Raw genomic sequence first — 26868 nt, 5'->3', positions numbered from 1 at the left:
ATTATTGTTGGAGTCGCGGGTCTGGCGTTGGGTGAGCTCAGGAGGGCGTGGGAAGCCTCAGGTCAAGCAGGGCATAGCTGAGGCTCTTGCCATGCCGGTCGATGCCGGGGCTGGCGTTGACGCCGCCCTCCAGGGCGTTTTCCACCACGAAGTTGAGGCCGCCCAGGTTCGGCAGCTCATAACGGCGTACGCTGCCGATCCGCCGGTGGGCCAGGCAGCCCGCCACGCGTTCGCTGGTCAGCTCGGCGACCAGCCAGGCGTAATGCGCCGGGTCATAGGCGAACACTGCCACGCTGAGGATGTTGCCCTTGTCGCCTGCGCGAGCGTGGGCGTAATCGCATAGCAATACCGTATCGCTCATCAGAACCACTCCACCTGTTGCTGCACCGCGGTGCGTGGGATTAAGAAACTCGCCGTGCCCAGGGATTCGCTCAGATGCCGGCGCACACCGCCGCCGCCCGCCGGGCCGTTGGTGTAGAGCGACTCGGCGTCGAGCAGAAGGTTTTCCAGCAGTGCCCTGTCGTGGTCGACGAAGCTGATGCGCAGGCGCACATCCTGCGGGTCCGCTGCGTTGGCCAGGCGCTGCTGCAGCCACTCGCCTCGCGCGTCGTTGAACAGGCTGGCGACCCCAATCAGATCGATCCAGGGCGTGAGCCGCGGCGCCAGGCGGGCGCAGCGCTGCAGCAGAATGTCCCGGGCCAGGGCGGCGCGGGCGAGGGCGCCGGGCCCTGCGTAAGAGATTTCCGCCTCGGCGAACCAGTTGCCACGCAGACCGACCAGCCCTTTCAGTTCGGCGGGGCGTGGATGACCGCGTATGCCTTCTACCTCTACACGATCAGGACCGACCTGCCGAACTGTTGCCTGGCTCAGGTCGAGAGTCACGTCCGGGGTCAGGTAGGCAGCGGGGTCATGGACTTCATAGAGCAACTGCTCCTTGACCGTGCGTTCGCTGACGCAGCCACCGGTGCCGGCGGCTTTGCCGATGGTCACACGGCCGTCGGCCTGGACGCTGGCGATCGGGCAACCGACGTTGGCCAGATCCGGCACATCCTTGAGGCCCGGATGGGCGAAGTAGCCACCGCTGACCTGGGTGCAGCATTCCAGCAAATGGCCAACCGCAGTGGCCAGGGCAATGCGGTCCCAATCCTCGGCCTGCCAGCCGAAGGCATGGCGTAGCGGGCCAACCGCCAGGCTTGGGTCGGCCACGCGCCCGCAAAGGACGATGTCGGCACCTTCGTCGAGGGCCTGGGCGATGCCATCGGCACCGGTGTAGACGTTGACCGACACCACCTCGCCGTCGAGTGTCTCTGGCAGCCAGCGTCGTAGCACCTCGCCCGACCCGAGCAGATCGTCACCCAGTACGCAGGCAATTCGCGCCGCTGCGAAGCGGCCAGCCTGCAGTTGCTTGCGCAGGCGCCGGGCCGCAGCGCTGGGATTGGCCGCGCCGCCATTGGTGATGATCGGGATGCCGGCAGCCAGGCAGATATCCAGCACAGGCTCGAGAAAGTCGAATAGGCGGGTGGCGTAGCCGCTTTCCGCGTCAGCCAGGCGACGAAGCTGCGCCTCGGCCAGGGTGCGTTCGGCGAGCAGTTCGAAGAACAGGAAGCGGCGGCCGTCACGAGCGGCCAGATCGCTCGCCAGCGCCAGGGCGGCATCGGGTCTATCGTTGGCGAAGCCTGCCCCGCAACCGATATGGACTGTTGTCATCATTATTGATCCAGGTCGAGGTCGGGTGTCAGCCTGCAGCGTCTGGATTTAGTTGTGAATTCGAAATGTGATATCAATTGATAAGTTAATTTTATAAAAGCAGTGGCCATGGATATCAGCTTTCGCCAGCTTCAAGCCTTCGTGCTGATCGCCGAGCAGCGCAGCTTCAGTCGCGCTGCCGAGCAGATCCATCTGTCGCAACCGGCTCTGAGCTACAGCCTGCGCAAGCTCGAGGAGGCGCTGGGGCTGTCGCTGTTCGCGCGCAACACCCGCAGCGTGGAGCTGACCGAGGCCGGGGTGCGTTTTCTCGAACAGGCCCGCCGCTTGCTGCGCGACATGCACAACGCGGTGCACGACGCCCACGAACAGTTGCATTTGCAGAGCGGTTCGCTGCGTATCGCGGTGTTGCCCTCGGTCGCCATCGAGCCGCTGCCCCGGGTGCTGGTCGACTATCGCCAGCGCTATCCCGGGATCGAGATCAGCCTGCGCGATGGCCGCGCCGGGGAAATCCGTCAGTGGGTGAGCAACGCCGAAGTGGACTTCGCCATCACCTCGGTGGCGGACGAGCCCGGTGTGCTGGATTTTCAGCCCCTCTACGACGACAGCCTGGTGCTGCTGGTGCGAGGCCTGGCCAGGCTGCGTGGCGCAAAGTTGGTGGCCGCCCTGCAGGCTCTCGATTACGTGGCCACTACCCGGGATACCAGCCTGCGCACCATGGCCGACCAGACCCTCGAACGCATGGGCCTGCTGCGCGAGCCGGCGTGGGAGGTCGCCTACATGAGCAGCGCAGCCGCATTGGCGCGGGCAGGGCTGGGCTATGCGTTGCTGCCGGCGAGCGTGGCCGACACCTTCAATGCCGATGGCAGCCTGTCCGTCCATCCGCTGCCGGCTGCACCGGCCCGCGGCATTGGCGTGCTGCAACGCAAACCCTGCTACCTGAGCCCACCGGCCCAGGCTTTCGTCAGCCTGCTCAAGCAGCAGGCGGGTGCGACCGCTTGATCGAAGCCTGCCCTGAATGAAAAAAGGATCGCCGCGGCGATCCTTTTCTCTGACTCAGGTTTTGCTCAGACGCTGAAGCGCCCGACCAGGCGGCTGAGGTCCGCCGCCAGGCGGGACAGCTCATGGCTGGATGCGCTGGTCTGGTGGGCGCCCGTGGCGGACTGTACCGACAGGTCTCGGATGTTCACCAGGTTGCGGTCGACTTCGCGGGCCACCTGAGCTTGCTCCTCCGCCGCGCTGGCGATCACCAGGTTGCGTTCGTACATCTCGCTGATCCCGTTGGTGATGTCGTTCAACGCCGTGCCGGCGCTCTGTGCCAGCTCACGGGTCTCGCGAGCCCTGCTGGTGCTGGACTGCATGGAGGTAAGCGCCTGGCTGGCGCCGGTACGCATGCTGGAAACCATCTGCTCGATTTCCTGGGTGGAGTTTTGCGTACGGTGGGCCAGCGCCCGTACTTCATCGGCCACTACCGCGAAGCCGCGCCCGGACTCACCGGCACGTGCCGCTTCGATGGCGGCATTGAGCGCCAGCAGGTTGGTCTGCTCGGCGATGGCGCGAATCACGTCCAGCACCTTGCCGATTTCCTGGGATTGCTCGGCTACGCGCTGCACCAGTGTGGAGGTGCCTTCCACTTCCCCGGACAGGCCGCTGATGGCCGCGATGGTTTCCGATACCCGGGTCTGGCCGACCTGGGCCGACTGGTTGGACGCCTTCGAGGCCTCCGAGGTCGATACCGCGTTGCGTGCGACTTCATCCACCGCCGCGCTCATCTCATTGACGGCGGTGGCGGCCTGTTCGATCTCGTCGTTCTGCTGCTGCAGCCCGCGACCGGCTTCCTCGGTCACCATGTTGAGCTCTTCGGCAGCCGCTGCCAGCTGAGTCGAGGAGCCGGAAATCTCTGCCAGGGTCTCGCGCAAGCGCTGTTGCATCTGCGCCAGCGAGGTCTGCAACTGGCTGACTTCGTCACGGCCGTCGACTTCGATGCGCTTGGTCAGGTCGCCGTCGGCCACGTGCTGCGCCGCCTGTACGGCGTTCTTCAGCGGCCCGACGATGCTGCGCGTCAGCAACCAGGCCAGCAGTACGGTCACCAGAGCGGCGAGCAGAATCACGGCGATGACCACCAGCCGCGACTGGGCATATTCCTCGGCCGAGACCTTGCCTTCGTTTTCGATGCCCTTGCCGTAAATCTCTCCCAGCTCGGCGAGTTGTGCCCCGGTGCCATCGACGACCGGTTTCATGTCCACCAGTAACAGCTTGTTCAGTGCTTGCCGATCGCCGCTGCGCGCCAGCACGAAGGATTCACCCATGCCCCGCTGATACGCGGCGAAGTCCTTGCGAAACTGGTCGTAGATCCGCTGTTCGTCCGGTGTGTCGACGAAGGGCTCGAAGTCCTGGATGTTCTGCATCAGGACCTTGTTGCGCGCTTCGTACTGGCCGACGTAGGTGTCGATGTTCTTGGGATCGGGGTCGAGTGCCACGCGCAAGGAAATGGTGCGGATGCGCAGCATGTTTTCGCGAATGGTATCGACGGTACGGATGCTGGGTACCCAGTCGGTCTCGATGGTGGACGCCCGGTCGCGAATGCTCGACATGGTGATCAGCGAGAAAATGCCGAGGAAAGCCACCATCAGCGCGATCAAGGCAAATCCAAGGGCAGCTCGAGGAGCAATGTTCAAATTGCGTAATGACATGAAAGCCTCGTTGTTCGGGCAGATATTGTTGTAATTCTTTGAGCGTATCGGCTGCCGCCTGTCGGGCTTGAGCATCAACGCCAGCGGGAGTCCAGTAGCTCTACACTTGCCGTAATAATTATGTAGTCATACGATGACTGACCACAATAATCACAACAGACAGGCCACTCGATCATGTTCAAGCCGCTCCTGCTTGCCGCTGCGCTGACCTCGGCACTTGCCGCACCCGTCCATGCCGCCACCACGTTCGCCTACATCTCCAGCCCCAATGACGGCCTGATTTCCCAATACCGCCTGGACGAAAGCAACGGTGCCATCGCGCTCGTCGAGCAAACGGCGGCGGGGGACAAGGTCAACCCGATGGCCCTTTCACCGGACGGCAAGACGCTCTTCGCCGCACAACGCGTCGCACCGTTCACCGTGCTGGTGTACAGCATCGATGGCAAAACCGGGCGCCTGCACAAGCGCGGCCAGGCGCCGTTGGCCGATAGCCTGGCGTACCTGTCGACCGACCGCAGCGGGCGGTTTCTGATGGGCGCGTCCTATGGCGGTGCGGTACTCACCGTCCAGGCCATCGATGCCGAGCAGCGTGTGTCGGAAAAGGCCGAGGTCTACAAGACCGGCCCGTTCGCCCACTCGATCCGCAGCGACATCAGCGATCGCTTCGTCTACGCCGGCAACCTGGGCGTCGACAAGGTGCTGCAGTTCAGTCAGGACAAGCAAACCGGCGCGCTGACTCCCATCGGTGAGGGCTTCGCCAGCACCGCCGCGAAGACCGGCCCACGGCATATCGCCTTCTCACCCAATGGCAAGTTCCTCTATGTGGTCGGTGAGCTCAGCGGTAGCGTCACCGGTTATGCCATCGACCCCGACTCTGGCGCATTGAAGGAAGTCGCCCTTGCCGAGGGCGTTCCCGAGAGCCTGGGGCTGGCGCGGGGCGAGGCCCGCAGCGCGGCCAACAACGACCTCAAGGATGATCCAACGCCGCGTATCTGGGCTGCCGATATTCGTCTGTCGCCAGATGGCACGCTGCTGTACATCACCGAGCGCACCACCAGTTCGGTCTCGGCCTTCAAGGTCGATCCACGGAGCGGTGGCCTGAGCTACATCGGCAATTACCCGCTCGAGGAAAAGCAGCCGCGCAACATCGCCTTCTTTCCGAGCGGCAAGTGGCTGCTGGTGACCGGTGAGAAAAGCCAGACCGTGGGCAGCTACGCGATTGGCGAGAACGGTAGCCTCAAGCGGGTCGGCGAGGCGCCAGCCGGTGATGGCGCGTTGTGGATCGAGATCCTGCAGCGGCCCTGATCGCACGGCCAGGCAAGGGCGCCTCGGTGATCCTTTGGATCATTGGGGCTACCCGCAGCAGGCGATTCACGCGACAATCACCGCCCTCGAAAATCGAAGTGCCGGGTACCTGACGTTTGAACACCGAGCTGCGACGCCGCGCCTATCTGGATGCCATGCAAGTGGCCAGTTGGCTGCCCCGTGTCGAACTGCCGTTCGCGGCACCTTCGCGGCCCGAGTTGCTGGTTGCTGTCGAGCCACAGCCGGAGCCTGAAGTGGCCGTGGCACCACAGCCGCAGGCCAAGGCACCGGTAGCCGCGCCAGTGGTGGCACCCGCCGGCAACGAGGTGGTTCGCGAGCGGCCACGCATCGAGGTGCCCAAACCCGGTTCTGCAGCCAAGGCCAGTGAACCCGCGGCGACCGCTGAAGTCAGTGCGCCGCCGCCCCGAGAACGCCCGGCTCCTCCACCGCGTTTCGCCTTGCAGTTGTTGCGTGCCGGCAGCTGTGCGCTGCTGGTCGAGCTTCCCACGGGCGAGCCGTTCCAGAGTCGCGATCCGGCCTATCTGCTGCTCAAGGACCTGTTGCGCGCCGCCGGCCTGCCGGACGCCCCGCAGATCGTTGGCGAACCTGTGCGCTGGCCCTTGCTGGTGCGCGGCAATATGGATCAGGGGCCACAGGCAGCCCTGGATTTCGTGCAGAGCTTCATCGGTGCGCGCCTGGAGGAGCAGGAGCCCTGCGCCTGCCTGTGGCTGATCGGCCTGCCGGCGATTCGTTTCGCCGGCGACGCTGACGCCGAGGCCTACAACCGCGAGTTGCAGGTCGAGGAGTTGGGCGCCGCCTGGGCGCTCCCTGGCCTGGAACTGCTGATGGACGAGCCTCAGCGCAAGCGCGAGCTGTGGCAGGCCATGCAGCGGGTGCGGCGGCGCTGGCTGGAGGCATCGGCATGAGTGACGCGATCTCCTTCCGCCGGGCCACCGAGGCGGATATCGACGCCGTGCTGAAGATCGAATACGCGGCCTTCAGTCATCCCTGGACGCGCGGCATCTTCCTCGACAGCCTGAAATCCTACGAAGTCTGGCTGATGTTCGAAGGTGGCCAGCAGGTCGGCCACGGGGTGATCAACGTGATCATCGACGAGGCCCATCTGCTCAACATCACCGTCAAGCCTGAAAGCCAGGGCCGTGGGCTGGGCCTGCGCCTGCTCGAGCATCTGATGGAGCGTGCCGCTCAGCTAAAGGCGGGGGAATGCTTTCTCGAAGTGCGCTCCAGCAATCAGGCCGCCTACCGCCTTTACGAGCGCTACGGCTTCAACGAGATCGGCCGGCGCCGCGATTACTACCCGGCGCCGGGCGGCCGCGAAGACGCGCTGGTGATGGCCTGTACGCTGGTCGAGTGATCGCTCAGCGGCGTGCCTGACGGCGCAGCTCGCGCTCGTCATCGACCAGGCTCAGGTCGTATTCATCCGATAGGGGCGGCGGCTGCACGGCATCACGCTGATCATCGGTCTCCCGGGCCTCGTCGTCCCCCTGGTTGGCGAGCGTACGGGTAGGGCCTGTTTCGCGCAGACTCGGCGGAATCTCTTCCACCCGGTCCCAGAGAATGGGCGGTTCGCCAACTGGCGGCACGCGGTTTTCAAGCTGTTTGTCCGTCATCACGAACTCCGGATCTGTCGATGGCTACAGTCAGTGGACGGCCTTGTCGGCTGAAAGATTCAGCGTTTCGTATGCCTCGCCGTGGCCTTCGGTGCACGCGCCAGGGTGGAAATCGCCTTGTCAAAAAGGGCAGCGCATCCGTATGGTGCACATCGATCTTTCCGCGAGCCACCGGCATGAGCGACCTGAAACACCTGTTCGACAACAATGAGCGCTGGGCTGAAAACATCACCCACAACGACCCGGACTTCTTTCCCCGCCTGGCTCGCCAGCAGACGCCCGAGTATCTGTGGATAGGCTGTTCGGACGCCCGCGTGCCCGCCAACGATATCGTCGGGCTGCTGCCCGGTGAGCTGTTCGTGCATCGCAATGTGGCGAACGTCGTGCTGCACACCGACCTCAACTGCCTGTCGGTCATCCAGTACGCGGTCGACGTACTCAAGGTCAAACATGTGCTGGTCACCGGCCACTACGGTTGTGGCGGCGTACGCGCAGCCATGCACGACACGCAGTTCGGGCTCATCGATGGCTGGCTGCGCAACATCCGTGACCTGTATTACGAGCAGCACGAGCACCTGGCTGCGCTGGCCGACGAGGAAGCACGGGTCGATCGCCTTTGCGAACTGAACGTGATGAAGCAGGTGGCCAACGTCAGCCGCACCAGCATCGTCCAGAATGCCTGGCACCGTGGTCAGCCGCTGTCGGTGCACGGCTGCATCTACGGCCTCAAGGATGGGCGCTGGAAAGACCTCGACGTGACCGTCACCGGTGCCGAGCAACTGCCCGAGCAGTACCGTCTGCGCCCCTTGCAATCATGAGTGGCGGGGGACACTCCCGCCAGCTGGCGATTGCCGGTGTGCTGGTGGCGGTGCTGTGCTGGGCGGGCAATGCCTTGGTGGCCCGAGCCTTCGCCGGAGAGATTCCGCCCCTGGCCCTGGCGTTCTGGCGCTGGAGCCTGGCGCTGGTCATCGTGCTGCCGTTCGTGGTGCTGCCGTTGTGGCGTCATCGCGCGGCACTGCGGCATGCCGGCTGGCGCCTGCTGGTCATCGCCGCATTCGGCATCGCCGGCTACAACACCTTTCTATACAGCGCAGCGCAGACCACTGCCGCGATCAACATCACCCTGGTCAACACCTGCATTCCGCTGGTGACCTTCATCTTCGCCGGGCTGCTGCTTGGCGAGTGGCCAGCCCGCCGCGCCTGGTGGGGCATGGCCCTGGCAGTGCTGGGGCTGCTGGTGCTGATCTGCCGGGGGGACTGGCAGACCCTGGCCGGGCTGGCGTTCAACCGTGGCGACCTGATCATGTTGCTGGCGGTGCTCGACTGGGCGCTCTACACCGTCCTGCTGCGCCGCTGGGCATCCTACCTGGCGCCGATCCCGCCGCTGGCGCTGCTGGGCACCTTCATGCTGCTCGGCGTGCCGCTGATCCTGCCGCTGTACCTTTACGAACTGGCCAATGGCGCTCAACTGCTGGCGACTCCCGCCAACCTCGCCGCCATCGCCTACACGGCGGTGTTCGCTTCGCTGGTGGCGTATCTGGGCTGGAACCATGGTGTGAAGGTGCTCGGTGCCTCGACGGCGGCCATGGGCAACTACCTGATGCCGGTGTTTACCGCGATTCTCGGCTGGATTCTGCTCAACGAGGCCCTGCAACTGTTCCACTGGCTGGGCGGCACCATGATCTTCGCGGGCCTGCTCCTCGCCACACTGCCAAAACGCTCGACCCTGGCGACCAATCACGCACCGCGCGCGGCGCCGTAGGGGAGGAAACCCAGCACCACAGGCCACGGCCCGAGGTACTGAACCGCATGCTTTGGACCTCCAGCCACCATCGGGGTTGAATGGTTTTGGTGGGCTAAAGCGCCACCCTACGGCTTATGCCCTGGGGAGTAAGGTGGGTTTCAGCGCAGCACCACAAGCCACGGCCCGAGGTACTGATCCGCGTGCTTTGGACCTCCAGCCACCATCGGGATTGAATGGTTTTGGTGGGCTAAAGCCCCACCCTACGGTTTATGCCCTGGGGAGTAAGGTGGGTTCAGCCCAGCACCACACCCCACGGCCCGAGGTACTGAACCGCGTGCTTTGGACCTCCAGCCACCATCGGGGTTGAATGGTTTTGGTGGGCTAAAGCCCCACCCTACGGTTTATGCCCTGGGGAGTAAGGTGGGTTTCAGCGCAGCACCACAAGCCACAGCCCGAGGTGCTGCACCGCGTGCTTTGGACCTCCAGCCACCATCGGGGTTGAATGGTTTTGGTGGGCTAAAGCCCCACCCTACGGTTTATGCCCTGGGGAGTAAGGTGGGTTTCAGCGCAGCACCACAAGCCACAGCCCGAGGTGCTGCACCGCGTGCTTTGGACCTCCAGCCACCATCGGGGTTGAATGGTTTTGGTGGGCTAAAGCCCCACCCTACGGTTGATGCACCTAGGGGTAGGGTGGGCTTCAGCCCACCGGCATTGTCAGCGATAAGCCGCCAGCACCTGGTCGATCTGCAGGTCCAGGCTCTGCAGACCACCGCCTGAGAGGTACCAGAGCGCCGGGTCCAGGTAGACGATACGCTTGGCCTGGGCGGCTGGTGTGGTGGACAGCGGCGAGTGGGCCAGGGTGTCGACATCCAGCGGTGTGGCACCGATGGCCGCGCTGCGGTCGATGATGAAGATCACTTCCGGGTTGGCGGCGGCGATGGTCTGCGCGGTGACCGCTTGCGGGCGCTGGCGAGGCGCGCCGGGTGCCTGCGGTGCGGGTGCGGGCAGGGTGCGCTGGGCCTGCAACAGCGAATAGATCACCGGTTGCTCGGTCGGCGAGAAGCGGCCATCGTTGTGGGTCAGCACCAGCGTGCGCTTGTTCGAGGCTGCGACGACGTCGCGCGCCTTGTCGGCTTTGCTGCGCAGTGCGGCAAGCGCCTGCTGCGCCTCGGCGGATTTGTCGAAGAGCTGCGCGAGCAGATTGACGTTATGAGCCACCCCCGCGAAGTAGTCCCCTGCGGTGATGCCCATTTCCAGAGTCGGTGCCACCTGCTGCAGCGCATCGCGACTTTCGCCCTGACGCCCGGTGATCAGGATCAGTTGCGGCTGAAGGGCGCGTACCGTGTTCACGTCCGGGGTCTTCATGCCACCGGCGTCGCGCAGCTTGCCGGCCTTGTCGGCCAGATAGGGCGGCACGCTGGCAGGCGTCGCCACCACGCGATCACCGACGCCCAGGGCGATCAAGGTGTCGTAGCTGCCGTAATCGAAACTGACCACCCGTTGTGGGTCGCGAGCGACGTCGACCTGCCCGTCGGCCTGGGCAACGCTGACGGTGCTGGCGCGTTGCTGGGTGTCGTGGCTGCAACCGGCGATGGCCAGGGCGAGCAGTGTAAACAGAGTGACCTTCTTCACCTCGATGATGCTCCTTGTCGTGATGGATCGCGGCTGACGTGCCGTCATCCTCAGGGCGGGGACCATAGCATTCGAGGCTGATCGAGAAGCTTTCTCAACGGGTAAAGATTGCAAACGCAGCGCAGCGCAGGCCTTTTACCTCGGGCTTTGTAAGGCTAATTTCAGGTGCTGGAAAACTTTGCACGATATTCGGGGGTCTATGTCGTTGGCTGGCGTGCGTCTCGACGCGGCGCCGTAACGGGCATAAATGCAGAACCTTGCTACTGTTATGTCATCTGCGGAAGGATGGATCGTGAGTTAATGGATTACTCGCACGTCTCTCGAGCTTACCAAACGGGTACCGCCACCACGCTGGCGGCGTTTTTCGTGTCTATGCGCAGCGCCCGCTGGCAGGGCGTGATGCTGCTGGTGCTGGTGCTCTCTCTGGGGGGCTGCGCCCGTAACCAGGATAACCGCGCCTTCCTCAGCAACAGTTCGCCCGCAGCGCCCAGCGAACTGTTCCAGACCCATTCCGACCGCCTTGCCACCATCGGCATGCGCAACAACCTGAACAGCCTCTACCGCGTGATGGGCAAGCTTTACCAGCGCAATCCACGGGAATGGCGCAAGAGCGGTCTCGGTGATCGTGAGGCCACCCAGCGTGCGGTGCAGCAGGCCATCGAGCAGGGCAGGCCACCGGCGTCACTGGACGGCAGGCAGGACATCGTGGCCCTCAGCTACGCGCTGAGCCCGGAGTTTCAGGGAGACAGGGTCGGCGCGTTCATCTATGCCATCGGCAGCATGCTGGTCACCGCCCATGGCGGCAACACCCAGTTCTACATCACCGATACCATCGACGCGCAGTTCGTGCACAACGCTGCGCGCAATATCGAGAAGGCCACCTGGCTGCTGGCGACCCGGCGCGATGCCCAGGGCAATCCGTTGCTGTTGTCCAACGAGCTGTCCGAGCAGGGGCGCAACCTGAGCTTCGCCGTGGAGTTCGGCAAGATCGTCGCGCGCCTGGATTACCTCAGCGACGTGCTCGACGAGCGCTACCGGCGTATCGGCGTGAACTACGCCCACAGCCTTATGTTCCTGAACTTCCTGCCGGTGCAGTGAGCGCTCGCCGAGGCGAGCGCTCAGCGGGTCAGACCTTTCTGACGAACTCGGACTTGAGCTTCATCGCGCCGATCCCGTCGATCTTGCAGTCGATGTCATGGTCACCGTCGACCAGGCGGATGCCCTTGACCTTGGTACCGACCTTGACCACCAGCGACGAGCCTTTGACCTTGAGGTCCTTGATCACGGTGATGGTGTCACCGTCCTGCAGCACATTGCCGACCGAATCCTTGATCACCTTGACGTCATCGGCCGCTTCGCTGGCATTGGCCGACCATTCGTGGGCGCATTCCGGGCAGACCAGTTGGGTGCCGTCTTCGTAGGTGTATTCGGAGTTGCAGGCGGGGCAGGGGGGCAGCGTGCTCACGGGGGATCCTTCTGAGACCAATGATAAAAAGGCCGCAGATTATATAGGGTTTTAGCCGTGGCCGGTTGATCGCGGCAGACGATCGGGGTTCTTGCCTGTCCGGTTGTGACGAATTGTCAACGAATCCGAAGGGCTGCGTCCTGTCAGGTAAGCTCGTCGGCGCAGCGCGTTCGAGAACGCGCACGGATAACCCGAACTCATGCCGAGTTCGGTACCTCCAACCGTTAGGACCTGTTCACGATCTGCGGCACCTCGGCCCTGCGGCGTTGAAAACAAACTGGATTGCCAGCCCAGTCGGAATGCTGACTTACAGTTCGTAAACGCCGCTTCCTCGATTATTTTCGCCTTGTATGGCGCGAGCTCGCCAAGCGTGAACAGGCTCTGTAGCAGCCGTCTGATCCGGGATCGGGCCCTGCATCTGCCGATGATTCACCGGGCCGCGAGCGTGCGGGCCGGCATAGCCAGTGGAGGCGCTATGTTTTTACCCAAGTTAGAGGGTGTCAGCCTGTTCCAGGTGATGAAGAAAACGGTGAGTGACTTCATCGAGGACGAGCTGCCCACCTACGCGTCGGCCCTAGCCTTCCAGATGTTCTTCTCGTTGTTTCCCTTTCTGTTGTTTCTGGTCGCGCTGATCAGCCTGCTGGACATGCAACCGTTCTTCGACTGGCTGCGCCAACAGGCGGAGCTGGTGCTGCCGCAGTCCACGGTGGAGCTGGTCAACCCGGTCATCGATCAGTTGCAGACCCAGAAAGCCGGCCTGTTCTCCATCGGTATCGTGGTAGCGCTGTGGACGGCTTCGTCGGCGGTGCGCTCGACCATGGACGCGATGAACAAGGCCTATGGCGTGAAAGAGGGGCGCAAGCCCTGGAAGCGCATCCCCCTGTCGCTGCTCTACACCATCGGCATCGCCGCTGCCCTGCTCACCGCTGCCGCGCTGATGGTGCTCGGCCCGCAGGTGATGAGCTGGCTGGCGCAGCAGATCGGCATCGAGCAGATCGTCGTTACCCTGTGGAACTGGCTGCGCTGGCCGGTGGCGATTTCCCTGCTGATGATCGTCGTGGCGGTGGTGTACTTCGTGGCGCCGGATGTCGAGCAGCGCTTCCGCTTCATCACCCCGGGCTCGGTGCTGGCGGTGGTGGTGTGGATCGCCGCATCGCTGGGCTTCGCCTATTACGCGCAGAACTTCGCCAACTACAACGCCACCTACGGCAGTATCGGGGCGATCATCATCTTCCTGCTGTACCTGCACATCTCCTGTGCGGTGCTGTTGTTCGGCGCCGAGCTCAATGCGGTGATCGAACATTTCTCGAAAGAAGGCAAGGCGCCGGGCGACAAGGAGATCCTGCCGGAAAACGAGCCCACTACCTGACGCTGGGCTGTGCCGGTGGCCAGGTCAGTTGCCCGCTGTCGCTGAAGCGGCGGGTACCGAAGAGGCCATCGGCGAGCTTGCCGCGCAGTTGATACGGCAGGCTCTGGCCAGGTTGATGGGCGCTGGCGCCCCAGGCTTGGCGGAACACCGAATAGGCGGAGATGGTCACCGGTACGCTGATCACGGTTTCGCCGAAGCGCGGTACCTGGCCGCTCTGGTCGCTGACGCCCCGGGCGAGGGGCTGATCATTGATATCCAGTTGCAGCGACACGCCATTGAAGTCGATGGCGCTTTCATTGGGGTTTTGCACCCGCAGCTTCACCGCGAAACGAACCTCCAGGCCCTCGCCCGGTAGGGGCTCTAGGCCGACCAGGTCGATGTGCAGCGGGTCGCGTGGCGCCCAGCTGGCGCAGGCGCCGAGGGTCGCCACCAGCAGCAGGATGCTCAGGTGACGCAGGGATGCGGCGAAGCGCATGGCATATCTCCGATGGCAGTCGATCATGCAGTTGTGACCGCACTCGACCGAGTTCGGCTCAGGCTGTGCGCAGTGCCTTGCTGTGCAGAAGCATGTCGATCATCGCTTCCACCATGGCATGGGCGTGGGCGCCGAGGTCATAGGCTTCCGGGTTGAGCAACCAGTGTGCCTGGATGCCGTCCATATAGGCGTGCAGGCAGATGGCGGCGCGCTGGCAGTCGAGATCGGCAGGCAACTGGCCGCGGTTCACGGCATTGCGTAACGTCTTTGCAATGCGCTGATCGCAATCTTGGTTGAATGTTTGCATCTGTTGGCGCAGGTCGCCGAGTTCGGCGGTGTATTCGCATTTGTATTGCAGGATTTCTCCAACCCGGCGGCACTGGGCGTCGCTGTACATGCGCAGCAGCAGTTGCACCAGCAACTGGCGCATGCTGCCCAACGGGTCGGGCTCGTCTTCGCTCTCGCAGGCCCGGGCCAGCTCTTCCTGGGGCAGCATGAGGCGGTCCAGCATGGCCTGGAACACGTCCACCTTGTTCTGGAAGTGCCAATAGATGGCGCCTCGAGTCACACCTGCCGAGGCCGCGATATCGGCCAGCGAGGTGCTGGAAACGCCTTTGGCATAGAACACCCGCTCCGCTGCATCAAGGATGTGCGCTCGGGTTTCTTCGGCTTCCTCTTTGGTGCGTCTCACCATCTGGCAGGTCCCAGGAAATGAAAAAGTGGATGAAAACCCCGTCTCAGGGTCTGAGGCAGACCACAGTGTTACACAAAAGATGCGTTTACAAACATTCTCGGATGTAAGTATATTTACCACCTATCTCCCAGTATCCACCTCGGCTATCTGCCAGGTACCGCCCGTGCGGCTCGAATCAATATGAAAATGAGGTCCTTTCAGATGCAGAAGAAGCCAGCCTTCGCCGCTATGGTTTCCGCTATCGCTCTGGCCACGCTGACGCTCGCTGGTTGCAGCGAAGACGCCGCGCCACCACCGCAACAGGCGCCTACCGTCGGTATCGTCACCCTGCAGGCCGAGCCCTACACGCTGACCACCGAACTGCCGGGCCGCACCGCCGCCTTCCGTATCGCCGAAGTGCGTCCGCAGGTCGATGGCATCATCCAGAAGCGTCTGTTCCAGGAAGGTTCTGAAGTCAAGGCTGGCCAGCAGCTGTACCAGATCGATGCGTCGGTCTATGAAGCCGCTGCCAAGAGCGCCCAGGCGACCCTGGCTTCGGCCAAGTCGCTGGCCGAGCGCTACAAGGATCTGGTCGCCGACCAGGCCGTGAGCCGTCAGGCCTACGATGAAGCCCAGGCTGCCCGTCTGCAGGCCGAAGCGTCGCTGGAGCAGGCGCGCATCAACGTGCGTTACACCAAGGTGATGGCGCCCATCGCCGGTCGCGTCGGTCGTTCCGCGGTCACCGAGGGTGCCCTGGTCAGCAACGGCCAGACCAACGCCATGGCGACCATTCAGCAACTCGATCCGATCTACGTCGACGTGACTCAGCCCACCAAGGATCTGCTGCGTCTGCGCCGCGAGCTGGAAAGCGGTCAGCTGCAGAAGGCAGGCGACAACGCCGCCAAGGTTCAACTGCGTCTCGAAGACGGCAGCAACTACGAGCATGAAGGCACCCTGGAATTCTCCGAAGTGTCGGTCGACGAGGGCACCGGTTCGGTCACCCTGCGCGCCGTGTTCCCCAACCCGGATCACAACCTGCTGCCCGGCATGTTCGTGCATGCGCGCCTGGCTGCCGGTGTGAACAAGCAAGCCATCCTCGCGCCCCAGCAAGGCGTCACCCGCAACTCCAAAGGTGAGCCGACCGCCCTGGTGGTCAATGCCGAGAACAAGGTCGAGCTGCGTCAGCTCAAGGCCGAGCGCACCGCGGGCAACCGCTGGCTGATCCTCGAAGGCCTGAACCCTGGCGACAAGCTGATCACCGAAGGTCTGCAGTTCGTGCAGCCAGGCGCCGAGGTGAAGACCACCGACGCGAAGAACGTGGCAGAACCGCAGCAGCAGGCGTCGGCTTCCGACCAGGCTGACAACCGCTAAGGAGCGATTTCACGATGTCGAATTTCTTCATCGACAGGCCCATCTTCGCCTGGGTGATCGCGCTGGTGATCATGCTGGCGGGCGGTCTGTCCATCCTCAAGTTGCCGGTCAACCAGTACCCGAGCATCGCGGCCCCCGCCGTGAGCATCCAGGTCAACTACCCGGGTGCTTCCGCACAGACCGTGCAAGACACCGTGGTCCAGGTGATCGAGCAGCAAATGAACGGTATCGACGGGCTGCGTTACATCAGCTCGGCGAGCAACTCCGATGGCAGCATGGAGATCACCGTCACCTTCAACCAGGGCACCAACCCGGACATCGCTCAGGTTCAGGTCCAGAACAAGCTGCAGCTGGCTACTCCGCTGCTGCCTCAGGAAGTGCAACAGCAGGGCCTGCGCGTCACCAAGGCCGTGAAGAACTTCCTGCTGGTCATCGGCGTGGTTTCCACCGACGGCAGCATGACCAACCAGGATCTCTCCAACTACATCGTCGCCAACATGCAGGACCCGATCTCCCGTACCTCGGGCGTCGGTGACTTCCAGGTGTTCGGTGCCCAGTACGCCATGCGTATCTGGCTGGATCCGGCAAAGCTCAACAACTTCCAGCTGACCCCGGTCGACGTGCGTAGCGCGGTCGAAGCGCAGAACGTGCAGATCTCCTCCGGTCAGTTCGGCGGCCTGCCTGCTGGCCCGGGTCAGCAACTCAACGCCACCATCATCGGCAAGACCCGTCTGCAGACCCCGGAGCAGTTCCGCGAGATTCTGCTCAAGGTCAACCGTGACGGTTCCCAGGTTCGTCTGGGCGATGTCGCCCGAGTCGAGCTGGGCGGCGAGAACTACAACATCCGCGCCCAGTTCAACGGCAACCCGGCATCGGGTCTGGCGATCAAGCTGGCCACCGGGGCCAACGCCCTGGATACCGCCAAGGCGATTCGCGCGACCATCGATGAGCTCAAGCCTTTCTTCCCGGCCGGGATGGAAGTGGTCATGCCGTACGACTCCACCCCCGTGGTGCAGGAGTCCATTCACGGCGTGATCATGACCCTGATCGAAGCCTTCGTGCTGGTCTTCCTGGTCATGTACCTGTTCCTGCAGAACTTCCGTGCGACCCTGATCCCGACCCTCGCCGTACCGGTGGTGTTGCTGGGTACCTTCGGTGTGCTCGCGGTATTCGGCTACAGCATCAACACCCTGACCATGTTCGCCATGATCCTGGCCATCGGCCTGCTGGTGGACGACGCCATCGTGGTGGTGGAAAACGTCGAGCGGGTCATGCGCGAGGAGGGGCTCTCGCCACTCGAAGCGACGCGCAAATCCATGGGCCAGATCCAGGGCGCGCTGGTGGGCATCGGCGTGGTGCTGTCGGCGGTACTGCTGCCCATGGCCTTCTTCGGCGGCTCGGTGGGGGTCATCTACCGGCAGTTCTCCATCACCATCGTTTCGGCCATGGTGCTCTCGGTGATCCTTGCCCTGATCTTCACCCCGGCGCTGTGCGCCACCATGCTCAAGCCCATCGCCAAGGGCGACCATCACGAGAAGCGTGGCTTCTTCGGCTGGTTCAACCGCACCTTCGAGCGTAGCGTCGACAGCTACGAGCGTGGCGTGCGTGGCGTGGTCAAGCGCAAGGCGCCGTTCCTGATCATCTATGCGGTGATCGTTGCGGTCGCGGGCTGGTTGTTCACCCTGATTCCCTCGGCGTTCCTGCCCGAGGAAGATCAGGGCGTGCTGTTCGCTCAGGTACAGACCCCGTCGGGTTCCAGCGCCGAGCGTACCCAGGCTGTCGTCGACGACATGCGCAAATACCTGCTCGAAGACGAGAAGGACGTGGTCAACTCGGTGTTCACCGTAACCGGCTTCAACTTCGCCGGCCGTGGCCAGAGTTCGGGCATGGCGTTCATCATGCTCAAGCCGTGGTCCGAGCGTACCGCTGCCGGTACCAGCGTTGCCGAGTTGGCGCAGCGTGCTCAGGGCCGGTTCTTCGGTGGTGAGTTCCGCGATGCCATGGTCTTCGCCTTCGCTCCGCCTGCGGTCATGGAGCTGGGTAACGCCACCGGTTTCAACCTGTTCCTGCAGGATCGCGCCGGCGTCGGCCAGGCTACCTTGAACGAGGCTCGTGACAAGTTCCTGCAACTGGCCAACCAGAGCCCTGTGCTGTCCAGCGTGCGGGCCAACGGTCTGCTCGACGAACCGCAGTACAAGCTGCTGATCGACGACGAGAAGGTGCGCACCCTGGGTGTCTCCCTGTCGGACGTCAACAGCACCCTGCAAATCGGTTGGGGTGGCAGTTACGTCAACGACTTCATCGATCGCGGCCGGGTCAAGAAGGTCTATCTGCAGGGTGAAAGCGACTCGCGCATGAACCCTGAAGACCTGAGCAAATGGCACGTGCGCAACGACCAGGGCCAGATGGTCCCGTTCAGCGCCTTCGCCACCGGCGAATGGACCTACGGGTCGCCCAAGCTGTCGCGCTACAACGGTGTGAGCGCCATCGAGATTCTCGGTGCGCCGGCGCCAGGGCACAGTTCGGGTGAGGCCATGGCCGAAGTCGAGCGCATCGCTGCCGAGCTGCCGCAGGGTGTCGGTTTCGACTGGACCGGTCAGTCCTACGAGGAGCGCTTGGCGGGTTCGCAGACGCTGGCACTCTATGCGCTGTCGCTGCTGGTGGTGTTCCTCTGCCTGGCGGCACTGTACGAAAGCTGGTCGATTCCGTTCTCGGTGATCCTGGTGGTTCCGCTGGGTATCCTCGGCGCCTTGCTGTTCACCCTGGGGCGTGGGTTGTCCAACGACGTGTTCTTCCAGGTGGGCCTGATCACCACCATCGGCTTGTCGGCGCGTAACGCGATTCTCATCGTCGAGTTCGCCAAGTCGCTGCACGAGCAGGGCATGAGCCACCTCGAGGCCGCGGTGGAAGCCTGCCGCATGCGTCTGCGTCCGATCATCATGACCTCGCTGGCCTTCATCCTCGGTGTGGTACCGCTGGCGATTTCCAGCGGCGCCGGTGCCGGCAGCAAACACGCCATCGGTACGGGCGTGATCGGCGGCATGATCACCGCCGCGGTGCTGGCTATCTTCTGGATTCCGCTGTTCTATGTGGTCGTCAGCTCTATGTTCAAGGACAAGAGCGCCAAAAAAATCAACGATGAGGAGGCCGTCCAGTGAGGCAGTCCCTGTTGTCTCTGGCAGTCGCGGGCATCGTGCTCAGCGGCTGCACCATGATCCCCGACTACCAGCGCCCCGAGGCGTCGGTAGAGGCAGCCTGGCCCCAGGGCAAGGCTTACGAGGGCAGCAACGTGCAGGGCGCCGTCGCCGCAGCCGATCTCGGCTGGCGCGAGTTCCTGCGTGACCCGGCGCTGCAGCGTCTGGTGGAAACCGCGCTGAACAACAACCGCGACCTGCGCGTCGCCGCGTTGAACGTCGACGCCTATCGCGCCCAGTACCGCATCCAGCGATCCGAGTTGTTCCCCAACATCTCGGCCGATGGCAGCGGTACCCGTCAGCGCACGCCAGCCGATCTGTCGCAGACCGGCCGCTCCGCCGTGGGCGGGCAGTACAGCGCCACCGTCGGTGTGAATGCCTGGGAAGTCGACTTCTTCGGTCGCCTGCGCAGCCTCAACGAGCAGACCCTGCAGCAGTACTTCGCGACCGAAGAAGCGCAGCGCAGCACGCAGATCAGCCTGATCGCCAGTGTGGCCAACGCCTACCTGACCCTGCAGGCCGATGAAGCGCTGCTCAAACTGACCCGCGAGACGCTGGGCACCTTCCAGCGCAGCCTGGAACTGACCCAGCGCAGCTTCGACGTCGGCGTGACCGATGCCCTGTCTCTGAGCCAGGCGCGCACCTCGGTGCAGACCGCTCAGGCCAACCTGGCGCAGTACACCCGTCAGGTGGCGCAGGACCGCAACGCCCTGGGCGTGCTGCTCGGTGGCCCCGTGCCGGCCGATCTGCCGCAAGGCGAAGGCCTGAGCAAGCAGCTGCTGGCGGACGTTCCCGCTGGCCTGCCGTCCGATCTGCTGCAGCGTCGTCCCGACGTGCTGCAGGCCGAGCGTGAACTGCTCGCCGCCAATGCCAGCATCGGCGCCGCGCGTGCCGCGTTCTTCCCGAGCATCAGCCTGACCGCCAACGCCGGCACCGCCAGCAGCCAGCTGTCGGGGCTGTTCGATGGTGGTTCGGGTACCTGGCTGTTCCAGCCGCAGATCAACCTGCCGATCTTCACGGCCGGGCGTCTGCGCGCCAACCTCGACTATGCCGAGATCCAGAAGAACATTCAGGTGGCGACCTACGAGAAGGCGATCCAGACCGCCTTCCAGGAAGTCTCCGACGGCCTGGCTGCCCGGGGTACCTATGAAGAGCAACTGCAGGCGCAACGCAGCCTGGTGGCGACTTCCGAGAACTACTACGATCTCGCCGATCGCCGCTTCCGTACTGGCGTGGACAGCTACCTGACCCTGCTCGATGCGCAGCGCCAGCTGTTCAGCGCGCAGCAGGAGCTGATCGGTGTGCGTCTGTCGCAGCTCACCAGCGAGATCGAGCTCTACAAAGCGCTCGGCGGTGGCTGGAACGAACGTACCCAGACAGCCCCCGCACCTGCACCCGCCGCCCCGCAGTCCTGACCGACAGCGGCAAGGCAAGAAAAAGCCCCGGAATTCCGGGGCTTTTTCATGTCTGCGATTCGCCGGTCAAGGCGTCTGCACACGGGCCGAGCTGTTCATCTTGTGGCGGATCAGCTGGATCACGCCTGGCAGGATCGATACCACGATGATGCCGATGATCAGGTAGTGCAGGTTGCTCTGTACCGCCGGCAGGTTGCCGAAGAAGTAGCCGCCGTAAGTGAACAGGGTCACCCAGAGAATCGCCCCGACCACGTTGTAGGCCGCGAAGTGGGCGTAGTTCATGCGGCCCATGCCGGCGACGAAGGGCGCGAAGGTCCGCACGATGGGGACGAAGCGCGCCAGGATGATGGTCTTGCCGCCGTGCCGGGCATAGAAGTTCTGGGTCACCTCCAGGTGACTGCGGCGAAAGATCTTCGAGTCCGGGTTGCTGAACAGCTTCTGGCCCATGAAGCGGCCGATGGTGTAGTTCAGTGCGTCGCCGAGAATCGCCGCGGTGATCAGCAGCAGCACCAGCAGGTGCACGTTCATGGTGCCGTGCACGGCGATGGCACCGGCCACGAACAGCAACGAGTCGCCCGGCAGGAAAGGGGTGACCACCAGGCCGGTTTCACAGAACACGATCAGGAACAGGATCGCGTAGATCCAGGTGCCGTACTGGGCGGTCAAGGCCGCCAGGTGCTGGTCGATATGCAGAATGAAATCGATAACCAGGTGAATGAATTCCATCGAGGGCTCCAACGATATGCGCAGCCCGGTGCGTTCAGGGGAGGGCTGCTTGAGGGCGGCATTATGCGCGCGTCAGCGTGCACAGGCGCGTGTTACAGGGTCAAGGCAGGGGTTTGAGCCGTCAGGCGGGCAAGCGTTCCGTGGATTGGTCGCGGGGCGACGAAAACCTTGAAACGGTAATGGGCTGCGCTCAGCGGCGCGGCTTCTCGGGGATCTGCAATTCGGTGGTCTGTGCTTCATTGGCCGGCATCGCCAGTGGCTCGTTGCCGTTGGGATCCTGCAAGGCACGTTGCCTGGCATTGGCCGCCATCTTCTCCGACCAGGCGACTTGCAGGTCGCGGTACTGCGGCGCGACCACGGCACTGTTGAGGCGTGCCTGCTCCTGCCAGAACGCCGCGTCACCGCGCCACCAGGGATCTTCACCGGGCGCAGGCGGCTCGACCACCTGCGGCTTGTGCGTTGCAACGGCGGGCACCACCTCGAAGACCTCGGGCGCGGTCTGCTGCGGCGCACCTCGCAGCATGGCGAGCAGATAGGCACCGCCATACGCCAGCGCGGCGCCGACGGCTATCGCCGTGGCACCGCGCATGAGCTCGCTACGATGGGTTCGAACTGAAGCTTTCATCATCCATCCCTAGAAGAGAAAGGGCCGACATATGATCATGGCGGAAACGTCAGTGAATAATAGCCATTTACGCGCCGCTGATAAGCTTTATTTCAGAGCCGGAACGCTGCGCCAGAGCGGTTACTTGCCCTTGATGATGCGCTGGATGGTGCCGGTGTTGTTATTCAACAACACATAGTCGGTACCGATCTTCACCCACTGCTCGTGTTCCTTGTCTTCCGGCTCGGGCAGGTCATGTTTTTTCAGGTCCTTGATGGCGTAATCCTCGCGCCAGTACTTGTGCGGCGCCGGGGTACCTTCCTTGAGATCACCGATGTGCATCGGGTCCTTGGCCTGCGGGTCTTCCTGATCAGGCTGCTGCTTGAGCACCTGCTCCTGATAGACCTCGCGGGCAGGTTCCTGCTCTGCAGGATCGGCCGCGTGGGCAAGGCCCGCGACCATCAGGCTGGCGAGCAGAACGCTGAGGGTATTGGTGGTTTTCATCGGTGACTCTCCTTAATCCGTGTCCATGATTATGGACAGGGGGAGGTTGCAGAAAACTCAACCTAAATTTTCACGGGCTATCGGCCGCCGGATATTTCGGACGTGCGGTGTTACGTACGGGAGGAGGGAGATCATACAACCGCCGAACGGTGCGGTTTTTCCATGAACCTTCGCTTCGCTAATGCGCCTACTGATGACGTTCCACTATTCGAGTCCGTCATGCCTGTTTCCGTGTTTCTCGCCCTGGTCTTCGGTTGTGTCGGCGCCGTGTTGGTGGGCATTGGCCTGTCCCGTCGCCGCGCCAGCCAGGATTGGCAGTTGGCCCAGGGGCGGATCATCGCCAGTGACTGGGGGCTCAATACCTCGAGCCGCTACCCGCGCTTCGAGTGGCGCGACGAGCACGGCAACCTGCACATGCACGAAAGCAGCATGAGCAGCTGGCGCCACTACCGCAAAGGCGATGCGGTCTCGGTGCGCTACGACCCGGCGTTCCCCAAGCGCGCGGTGATCGACACCGCGGTACAGCGTGGCGCCTCGTTCTTCTGGCTGGGCGTGCTGCTGTTAAGCATCGCCGGCCTGTTCCTGCTCGTCGAGCTGGTACTGCAGTAGCCACGCCCTGCGGCCGATCCCCTCGGCCTGCGACGATTCAGCACATACGTCCAATCGATAAGCCGACCTCGGCGGCATAGTGGCTGCACGGTCGTCGTGCGCCTCAGGGCCCGACTCCGGGATGCCGCTGGCGCTCGTTGCATGGCCCTGCGATTCGTCGATTTTTGCCACGAGGGTCAGCCCCTTGAAGCCGTTGCTGCGCGCCTCGCCATCCACCGTCGAGCGTCTGCGTGTGTGGCCCGGCTGCGTGCATCTGGCAGGAGGCCAGTGACCATGACTGCCGTTCAACCCAGCGACGTGGTGACCCTGGTTATCCAGCACAAGGTGCGCCCCGGTCATGTGCCGGCCTACGAGGCCTGGCTCAAGCGTGCCCTGACGGCCGCCGAGCAGCAGAGCGGTCACCTGGGCGTGAACGTGATTCGCTCGGACGGGCAGAGCGACACCTTCACCACCGTCCTGCGTTTCGCCGAAAGCTGGCAGCTGGACGAGTGGATCGCCTCCGACCGCCGCCGCCTGCTGATCGACGAAGTGCTGCCACTGCTCGACGGCGGCGACCAGACCCAGGTCAGCCGCGATCACGAATTCTGGTTCACCCCCGAACACGCCCAGGCTGCGCAACCGCCGAAGTGGAAGCAGGCCGTACTGACCTACCTGGTCATCTGCCCGCTGACCATGCTCATCCCCCAGTTTTGGCTGCCGCTGTTCCAGCAGTACCCGGCCCTGGGCGCGGTGGTACCGAGCAACCTGCTGATCACCCTGTGCATCGTCGTGCCGGTGGTGTTCTGGATCATGCCGGCAGTTACTCGCTGTTGCGCGGGCTGGCTGAGCGCCCGTTGATTTCCCCATCCATTGCGATACCCGAGAGGAAACGCCCATGAGCACGTTCACGACCCGCGACGGCACCGAGATCTATTTCAAGGATTGGGGCAGCGGCAAGCCCGTCCTGTTCAGCCATGGCTGGCCGCTGGACGCGGACATGTGGGACTACCAGATGGAGTACCTGAGCAGCCGTGGCTACCGCACCATCGCCTTCGACCGTCGCGGCTTCGGGCGCTCCAGCCAGCCGTGGACCGGCTACGACTACGACACCTTCGCCGACGACATCGCTGAACTGATTGAGCACCTCGACCTGCGTGACGTGACCCTGGTGGGCTTCTCCATGGGCGGCGGCGACGTGACCCGCTACATCGGCCGCCACGGTACCTCGCGGGTCGCCAAGCTGGCGCTGCTCGGCGCGGTGACGCCGATCTTCGGCAAGGCGGCGGACTTCCCCGAGGGCGTCGACGAGTCGGTATTCGCGGGCATCAAGGCCGGCCTGCTCAAGGATCGCGCGCAGTTCATCGCCGATTTCGCTACCCCCTTCTATGGCATCGACAGGGGCCAGCAAGTCTCCGCTGGCGTGCTCGCTCAGACCCTCAACATTGCCCTGCTGGCCTCGCTCAAGGGCACCGTGGACTGCGTGAGCGCATTCTCGCAAACCGACTTCCGCGCCGACGTGGCCAAGGTCGACGTGCCGACCCTGGTGATCCACGGCGACGCCGACGCCATCGTGCCTTTCGCGACCACCGGCAGGCTCGCCGCGCAGATGATCGAGGGCTCCGAACTGAAGGTCTACGAGGGCGCGCCCCACGGTTTCGCCGTGACCCACCAGCAGCGCCTCAACGAAGACCTGCTGGCCTTCGTGTCCCGCTAACCGACCGGAGCGCCCCGCCATGACTTCAGATCCCAAAGATCCCAAGCGCCGCCAGGTCGTCGCTGCCGGCAGCCTGCTCGGCGCCGCCGGCGCGCTCTGGTCCGCCTTACCTTTCGCCGGTCGCGCCGGCTACGCATTCGGAGCGAACATGAACGACGCCGACCTGATCCTGCTCAACGGCAAATTCCACACCGTCGACCCCGAGCGGCCCCAGGCCACCGCGGTCGCCATCAAGGACGGCCGCTTCATCGCCGTGGGTAGCGACGCCGAAGCCATGGCCACCAAGGGCGCAGGCAGCAAGGTCATCGACCTGAACAAGCGCACCGCGATTCCCGGCCTCAACGACTCGCACCTGCACCTGATTCGTGGCGGCCTGAACTACAACCTGGAGCTGCGCTGGGAAGGCGTGCCGTCCCTGGCCGATGCCCTGCGCATGCTCAAGGACCAGGCCGACCGCACACCCACGCCACAGTGGGTGCGCGTGGTCGGCGGCTGGAACGAATTCCAGTTCGCCGAAAAGCGCATGCCGACCCTGGCCGAGATCAACCAGGCGGCGCCGGACACCCCGGTATTCCTGCTGCACCTCTATGACCGCGCCCTGCTCAACCGTGCCGCACTGCGGGTGGTTGGCTATACCAAAGACACGCCTAACCCGCCCGGTGGCGAGATCCAGCGTGACAGCAGCGGGGAACCGACCGGCATGCTGATCGCCCGGCCCAACGCGATGATCCTCTACTCGACGCTGTCGAAGGGGCCGGCGCTGCCTCTGGACTATCAGGTCAACTCCACCCGGCAGTTCATGCGTGAACTCAACCGCCTCGGCTTGACCAGCGCCATCGATGCCGGCGGCGGTTACCAGAACTACCCCGACGACTACCAGGTGATCCAGCAACTGGCCGACGCCGATCAGCTCACCGTGCGCATCGCCTATAACCTGTTCACCCAGAAGCCCAAGGAAGAACTGGCCGACTTCCAGAAATGGACCAAGACCGTCACCTACGGCCAGGGCACCGATTACTTCCGCCACAACGGCGCAGGGGAGATGCTGGCGTTCTCCGCCGCCGACTTCGAAGATTTCCTCGAGCCGCGCCCGGACCTGCCCGCCGGCATGGAGGCCGATCTCGAGCCGGTGGTGCGTCACCTCGTCGAGCACCGCTGGCCGTTCCGCCTGCACGCCACCTACGACGAATCCATCTCGCGCATGCTCGACGTGTTCGAGAAGGTCAACCGTGACATCCCGTTCAATGGCCTGCCGTGGTTCTTCGACCACGCGGAAACCATCACCCCGCGCAACATCGAGCGGGTCAGGGCGCTCGGCGGCGGCATCGCCATCCAGCACCGCATGGCCTTCCAGGGCGAGTACTTCGTCGACCGCTACGGCGCCAAGGCAGCCGAAGCCACGCCCCCGATCAAGCGCATGCTCGCCGAAGGCGTGCCGGTCGGTGCGGGTACCGATGCCACCCGCGTCGCCAGCTACAACCCCTGGACATCGCTGTACTGGCTGGTCAGCGGCAAGACCGTGGGCGGCACCGCGCTGTACCCCGAAGGTCTGTCCCGCGCCGTCGCCCTGCAACTGTTCACCCAGGGCAGTGCCTGGTTCTCCAGTGAACAGGGCAAGAAGGGCCAGATCAAGGTCGGGCAACTGGCTGACGTGGCGGTGCTCTCGGCGGATTACTTCAGCGTGACGGAAGAAGCCATCAAGCACCTCGAGTCGGTCCTTACAGTGGTCGGCGGCAAGGTCGTCTATGGCGCCGGCGAATTCGACAAACTCGGCAACCCGCCGCTGCCGGTCCTGCCGGAATGGTCCCCGGTGGCCAAGGTGCCTGGGCACTGGAAACCGTCCGCACCGCTGCAAGCCGCCGTGCACCAGTGCATCGGCTCCTGCGCCGTGCATGCCCACAGCCATGAGCGCGCCCGGCAGAGCAAGGTGCCGATCAGCGACTACGCCGGCTTCTGGGGCGCCTTCGGCTGCTCGTGCTTCGCGTTCTAGAACCGGCCTCGTCGTTCCCACGCTCTGCGCGAGAACGACGGGCCGCATTAAACCGTGGGAGCGGGCCATGC

The 26868-nt window shown here is 63.9% G+C and carries 26 protein-coding genes; 15 read left to right on the top strand and 11 right to left on the bottom strand.

Annotation, left to right across the window (positions count from 1 at the left end; genetic code table 11):
* Positions 1–37: 37 nt before the first annotated feature.
* Together FHR27_RS15905 and FHR27_RS15900 are read right to left on the bottom strand one after the other, a co-directional pair.
* On the bottom strand, positions 38–361 hold the full coding sequence (locus tag FHR27_RS15905; protein WP_042556178.1) for an AtuA-related protein: 324 nt from the start codon (positions 359–361) through the stop codon (positions 38–40).
* Positions 361–1710, bottom strand: coding sequence for an acyclic terpene utilization AtuA family protein (locus FHR27_RS15900; RefSeq protein WP_082045896.1), 1350 nt, complete (start codon positions 1708–1710; stop codon positions 361–363). Before FHR27_RS15900 ends, FHR27_RS15905 begins: the two co-directional genes overlap by 1 nt.
* A 105-nt stretch (positions 1711–1815) precedes the next feature.
* On the opposite strand from FHR27_RS15900, the gene FHR27_RS15895 reads away from it, so the two are divergent.
* Positions 1816–2706 (top strand): LysR family transcriptional regulator, encoded by an 891-nt coding sequence (locus FHR27_RS15895; RefSeq protein ID WP_179539033.1) that lies wholly within the window; start codon positions 1816–1818, stop codon positions 2704–2706.
* Positions 2707–2771: 65 nt separating this feature from the next.
* Here the strand turns inward: FHR27_RS15895 and FHR27_RS15890 are convergent, their stop codons facing one another.
* Positions 2772–4397, bottom strand: a complete 1626-nt coding sequence (locus FHR27_RS15890; protein WP_042556180.1) for a methyl-accepting chemotaxis protein — start codon at positions 4395–4397, stop codon at positions 2772–2774.
* Positions 4398–4571: 174 nt separating this feature from the next.
* Between FHR27_RS15890 and FHR27_RS15885 the strand changes: the two genes are divergently transcribed.
* The 3 genes from FHR27_RS15885 (at position 4572) to rimI (ending at position 7077) form a co-directional block, all read left to right on the top strand.
* Positions 4572–5702, top strand: a complete 1131-nt coding sequence (locus FHR27_RS15885; protein ID WP_042556181.1) for a lactonase family protein — start codon at positions 4572–4574, stop codon at positions 5700–5702.
* A gap of 116 nt (positions 5703–5818) precedes the next feature.
* Entirely contained in the window at positions 5819–6628 is an 810-nt protein-coding gene (locus tag FHR27_RS15880; protein WP_156152791.1) for an energy transducer TonB, read from the top strand.
* Positions 6625–7077, top strand: coding sequence for a ribosomal protein S18-alanine N-acetyltransferase (gene rimI, locus FHR27_RS15875; protein WP_042556182.1), 453 nt, complete (start codon positions 6625–6627; stop codon positions 7075–7077). Before FHR27_RS15880 ends, rimI begins: the two co-directional genes overlap by 4 nt.
* 4 nt (positions 7078–7081) lie before the next feature.
* Here rimI and FHR27_RS15870 read toward each other — a convergent pair whose 3' ends face one another.
* Positions 7082–7333 carry a hypothetical protein gene (locus tag FHR27_RS15870; protein ID WP_042556183.1) on the bottom strand — a complete coding sequence of 84 codons (252 nt, stop codon included), beginning with the start codon at positions 7331–7333 and terminating at the stop codon, positions 7082–7084.
* Positions 7334–7509: 176 nt separating this feature from the next.
* On the opposite strand from FHR27_RS15870, the gene can reads away from it, so the two are divergent.
* Together can and FHR27_RS15860 are read left to right on the top strand one after the other, a co-directional pair.
* A complete protein-coding gene (gene can, locus FHR27_RS15865; protein WP_042556184.1) occupies positions 7510–8151 on the top strand; it encodes a carbonate dehydratase in 642 nt (213 codons plus the stop codon).
* Entirely contained in the window at positions 8148–9095 is a 948-nt protein-coding gene (locus FHR27_RS15860) for a DMT family transporter (RefSeq protein ID WP_179539032.1), read from the top strand. Before can ends, FHR27_RS15860 begins: the two co-directional genes overlap by 4 nt.
* Positions 9096–9791: 696 nt before the next feature.
* Here the strand turns inward: FHR27_RS15860 and FHR27_RS15855 are convergent.
* Complete coding sequence (locus tag FHR27_RS15855) at positions 9792–10709, bottom strand: ABC transporter substrate-binding protein (protein WP_179539031.1); 918 nt, start codon at positions 10707–10709, stop codon at positions 9792–9794.
* A gap of 372 nt (positions 10710–11081) precedes the next feature.
* Between FHR27_RS15855 and FHR27_RS15850 the strand changes: the two genes are divergently transcribed.
* Entirely contained in the window at positions 11082–11807 is a 726-nt protein-coding gene (locus FHR27_RS15850) for a hypothetical protein (protein ID WP_082045905.1), read from the top strand.
* 28 nt (positions 11808–11835) lie between these two features.
* On the opposite strand, the gene FHR27_RS15845 is transcribed toward FHR27_RS15850, so the two are convergent.
* A complete protein-coding gene (locus FHR27_RS15845; RefSeq protein WP_179539030.1) occupies positions 11836–12174 on the bottom strand; it encodes a zinc ribbon domain-containing protein YjdM in 339 nt (112 codons plus the stop codon).
* A gap of 475 nt (positions 12175–12649) precedes the next feature.
* On the opposite strand from FHR27_RS15845, the gene FHR27_RS15840 reads away from it, so the two are divergent.
* Positions 12650–13543, top strand: a complete 894-nt coding sequence (locus FHR27_RS15840) for a YihY/virulence factor BrkB family protein (protein WP_042556187.1) — start codon at positions 12650–12652, stop codon at positions 13541–13543.
* Here the strand turns inward: FHR27_RS15840 and FHR27_RS15835 are convergent.
* Together FHR27_RS15835 and FHR27_RS15830 are read right to left on the bottom strand one after the other, a co-directional pair.
* On the bottom strand, positions 13536–14018 hold the full coding sequence (locus FHR27_RS15835; RefSeq protein WP_179539029.1) for an LEA type 2 family protein: 483 nt from the start codon (positions 14016–14018) through the stop codon (positions 13536–13538). The two genes, FHR27_RS15840 and FHR27_RS15835, sit on opposite strands and share 8 nt — an antisense overlap.
* Positions 14019–14076: 58 nt before the next feature.
* On the bottom strand, positions 14077–14712 hold the full coding sequence (locus FHR27_RS15830; protein WP_042556189.1) for a TetR family transcriptional regulator: 636 nt from the start codon (positions 14710–14712) through the stop codon (positions 14077–14079).
* Positions 14713–14913: 201 nt separating this feature from the next.
* Between FHR27_RS15830 and FHR27_RS15825 the strand changes: the two genes are divergently transcribed.
* From FHR27_RS15825 to FHR27_RS15815, 3 genes are read left to right on the top strand one after another with little or no spacing between them, the layout of a single operon-like run.
* On the top strand, positions 14914–16062 hold the full coding sequence (locus FHR27_RS15825) for an efflux RND transporter periplasmic adaptor subunit (protein WP_042556190.1): 1149 nt from the start codon (positions 14914–14916) through the stop codon (positions 16060–16062).
* Positions 16063–16076: 14 nt separating this feature from the next.
* Positions 16077–19220: an efflux RND transporter permease subunit gene (locus FHR27_RS15820; RefSeq protein WP_179539028.1), complete on the top strand. Its 3144-nt coding sequence runs from the start codon at positions 16077–16079 to the stop codon at positions 19218–19220.
* Positions 19217–20671, top strand: coding sequence for an AdeC/AdeK/OprM family multidrug efflux complex outer membrane factor (locus tag FHR27_RS15815; protein ID WP_042556192.1), 1455 nt, complete (start codon positions 19217–19219; stop codon positions 20669–20671). The genes FHR27_RS15820 and FHR27_RS15815 overlap by 4 nt, the downstream gene beginning before the upstream one ends.
* A 66-nt stretch (positions 20672–20737) precedes the next feature.
* Here FHR27_RS15815 and FHR27_RS15810 read toward each other — a convergent pair whose 3' ends face one another.
* From FHR27_RS15810 to FHR27_RS15800, 3 genes are all read right to left on the bottom strand, one after another.
* Positions 20738–21397 (bottom strand): DedA family protein, encoded by a 660-nt coding sequence (locus FHR27_RS15810; RefSeq protein ID WP_042556193.1) that lies wholly within the window; start codon positions 21395–21397, stop codon positions 20738–20740.
* Positions 21398–21587: 190 nt separating this feature from the next.
* The gene (locus FHR27_RS15805; protein ID WP_156152793.1) at positions 21588–22022 is read right to left on the bottom strand and encodes a hypothetical protein; all 435 of its coding nucleotides are present in this window, start codon (positions 22020–22022) and stop codon (positions 21588–21590) included.
* Positions 22023–22142: 120 nt separating this feature from the next.
* Positions 22143–22505 carry an RcnB family protein gene (locus FHR27_RS15800; protein ID WP_052493861.1) on the bottom strand — a complete coding sequence of 121 codons (363 nt, stop codon included), beginning with the start codon at positions 22503–22505 and terminating at the stop codon, positions 22143–22145.
* A 219-nt stretch (positions 22506–22724) separates the two neighbouring features.
* Between FHR27_RS15800 and FHR27_RS15795 the strand changes: the two genes are divergently transcribed.
* The 4 genes from FHR27_RS15795 (at position 22725) to FHR27_RS15780 (ending at position 26797) form a co-directional block, all read left to right on the top strand.
* Positions 22725–23114: a DUF3592 domain-containing protein gene (locus FHR27_RS15795; RefSeq protein ID WP_042556195.1), complete on the top strand. Its 390-nt coding sequence runs from the start codon at positions 22725–22727 to the stop codon at positions 23112–23114.
* Between the two features lie 273 nt (positions 23115–23387).
* Positions 23388–23951, top strand: a complete 564-nt coding sequence (locus FHR27_RS15790; protein WP_042556196.1) for an antibiotic biosynthesis monooxygenase — start codon at positions 23388–23390, stop codon at positions 23949–23951.
* Positions 23952–23988: 37 nt separating this feature from the next.
* Positions 23989–24807 carry an alpha/beta fold hydrolase gene (locus tag FHR27_RS15785; RefSeq protein WP_179539027.1) on the top strand — a complete coding sequence of 273 codons (819 nt, stop codon included), beginning with the start codon at positions 23989–23991 and terminating at the stop codon, positions 24805–24807.
* Positions 24808–24826: 19 nt separating this feature from the next.
* Positions 24827–26797: an amidohydrolase gene (locus tag FHR27_RS15780; protein ID WP_042556198.1), complete on the top strand. Its 1971-nt coding sequence runs from the start codon at positions 24827–24829 to the stop codon at positions 26795–26797.
* The last annotated feature ends 71 nt before the right edge of the window (positions 26798–26868 follow it).

Origin of the sequence: Pseudomonas flavescens (assembly GCF_013408425.1) — a bacterium.
Lineage (GTDB): Bacteria > Pseudomonadota > Gammaproteobacteria > Pseudomonadales > Pseudomonadaceae > Aquipseudomonas > Aquipseudomonas fulva_A.
The sequence above is the reverse complement of the archived record's forward strand: the minus strand, read 5'-3'. Positions and strand labels throughout refer to the sequence as shown.

Bases quoted from the DNA above. Each gene is read 5' to 3' on its own strand.
- FHR27_RS15900 (WP_082045896.1), bottom strand. From the start codon at position 1,710: ATGATGACAACAGTCCATATCGGTTGCGGGGCAGGCTTCGCCAACGAT.
- FHR27_RS15885 (WP_042556181.1), top strand. From the start codon at position 4,572: ATGTTCAAGCCGCTCCTGCTTGCCGCTGCGCTGACCTCGGCACTTGCC.
- FHR27_RS15820 (WP_179539028.1), top strand. From the start codon at position 16,077: ATGTCGAATTTCTTCATCGACAGGCCCATCTTCGCCTGGGTGATCGCG.
- FHR27_RS15805 (WP_156152793.1), bottom strand. From the start codon at position 22,022: ATGAAAGCTTCAGTTCGAACCCATCGTAGCGAGCTCATGCGCGGTGCC.
- FHR27_RS15830 (WP_042556189.1), bottom strand. From the start codon at position 14,712: ATGGTGAGACGCACCAAAGAGGAAGCCGAAGAAACCCGAGCGCACATC.
- FHR27_RS15800 (WP_052493861.1), bottom strand. From the start codon at position 22,505: ATGAAAACCACCAATACCCTCAGCGTTCTGCTCGCCAGCCTGATGGTC.
- FHR27_RS15785 (WP_179539027.1), top strand. From the start codon at position 23,989: ATGAGCACGTTCACGACCCGCGACGGCACCGAGATCTATTTCAAGGAT.
- FHR27_RS15850 (WP_082045905.1), top strand. From the start codon at position 11,082: ATGCGCAGCGCCCGCTGGCAGGGCGTGATGCTGCTGGTGCTGGTGCTC.
- FHR27_RS15810 (WP_042556193.1), bottom strand. From the start codon at position 21,397: ATGGAATTCATTCACCTGGTTATCGATTTCATTCTGCATATCGACCAG.
- FHR27_RS15825 (WP_042556190.1), top strand. From the start codon at position 14,914: ATGCAGAAGAAGCCAGCCTTCGCCGCTATGGTTTCCGCTATCGCTCTG.
- FHR27_RS15790 (WP_042556196.1), top strand. From the start codon at position 23,388: ATGACTGCCGTTCAACCCAGCGACGTGGTGACCCTGGTTATCCAGCAC.
- rimI (WP_042556182.1), top strand. From the start codon at position 6,625: ATGAGTGACGCGATCTCCTTCCGCCGGGCCACCGAGGCGGATATCGAC.
- FHR27_RS15895 (WP_179539033.1), top strand. From the start codon at position 1,816: ATGGATATCAGCTTTCGCCAGCTTCAAGCCTTCGTGCTGATCGCCGAG.
- FHR27_RS15780 (WP_042556198.1), top strand. From the start codon at position 24,827: ATGACTTCAGATCCCAAAGATCCCAAGCGCCGCCAGGTCGTCGCTGCC.
- FHR27_RS15905 (WP_042556178.1), bottom strand. From the start codon at position 361: ATGAGCGATACGGTATTGCTATGCGATTACGCCCACGCTCGCGCAGGC.
- can (WP_042556184.1), top strand. From the start codon at position 7,510: ATGAGCGACCTGAAACACCTGTTCGACAACAATGAGCGCTGGGCTGAA.
- FHR27_RS15795 (WP_042556195.1), top strand. From the start codon at position 22,725: ATGCCTGTTTCCGTGTTTCTCGCCCTGGTCTTCGGTTGTGTCGGCGCC.
- FHR27_RS15835 (WP_179539029.1), bottom strand. From the start codon at position 14,018: ATGCGCTTCGCCGCATCCCTGCGTCACCTGAGCATCCTGCTGCTGGTG.
- FHR27_RS15870 (WP_042556183.1), bottom strand. From the start codon at position 7,333: ATGACGGACAAACAGCTTGAAAACCGCGTGCCGCCAGTTGGCGAACCG.
- FHR27_RS15860 (WP_179539032.1), top strand. From the start codon at position 8,148: ATGAGTGGCGGGGGACACTCCCGCCAGCTGGCGATTGCCGGTGTGCTG.
- FHR27_RS15890 (WP_042556180.1), bottom strand. From the start codon at position 4,397: ATGTCATTACGCAATTTGAACATTGCTCCTCGAGCTGCCCTTGGATTT.
- FHR27_RS15840 (WP_042556187.1), top strand. From the start codon at position 12,650: ATGTTTTTACCCAAGTTAGAGGGTGTCAGCCTGTTCCAGGTGATGAAG.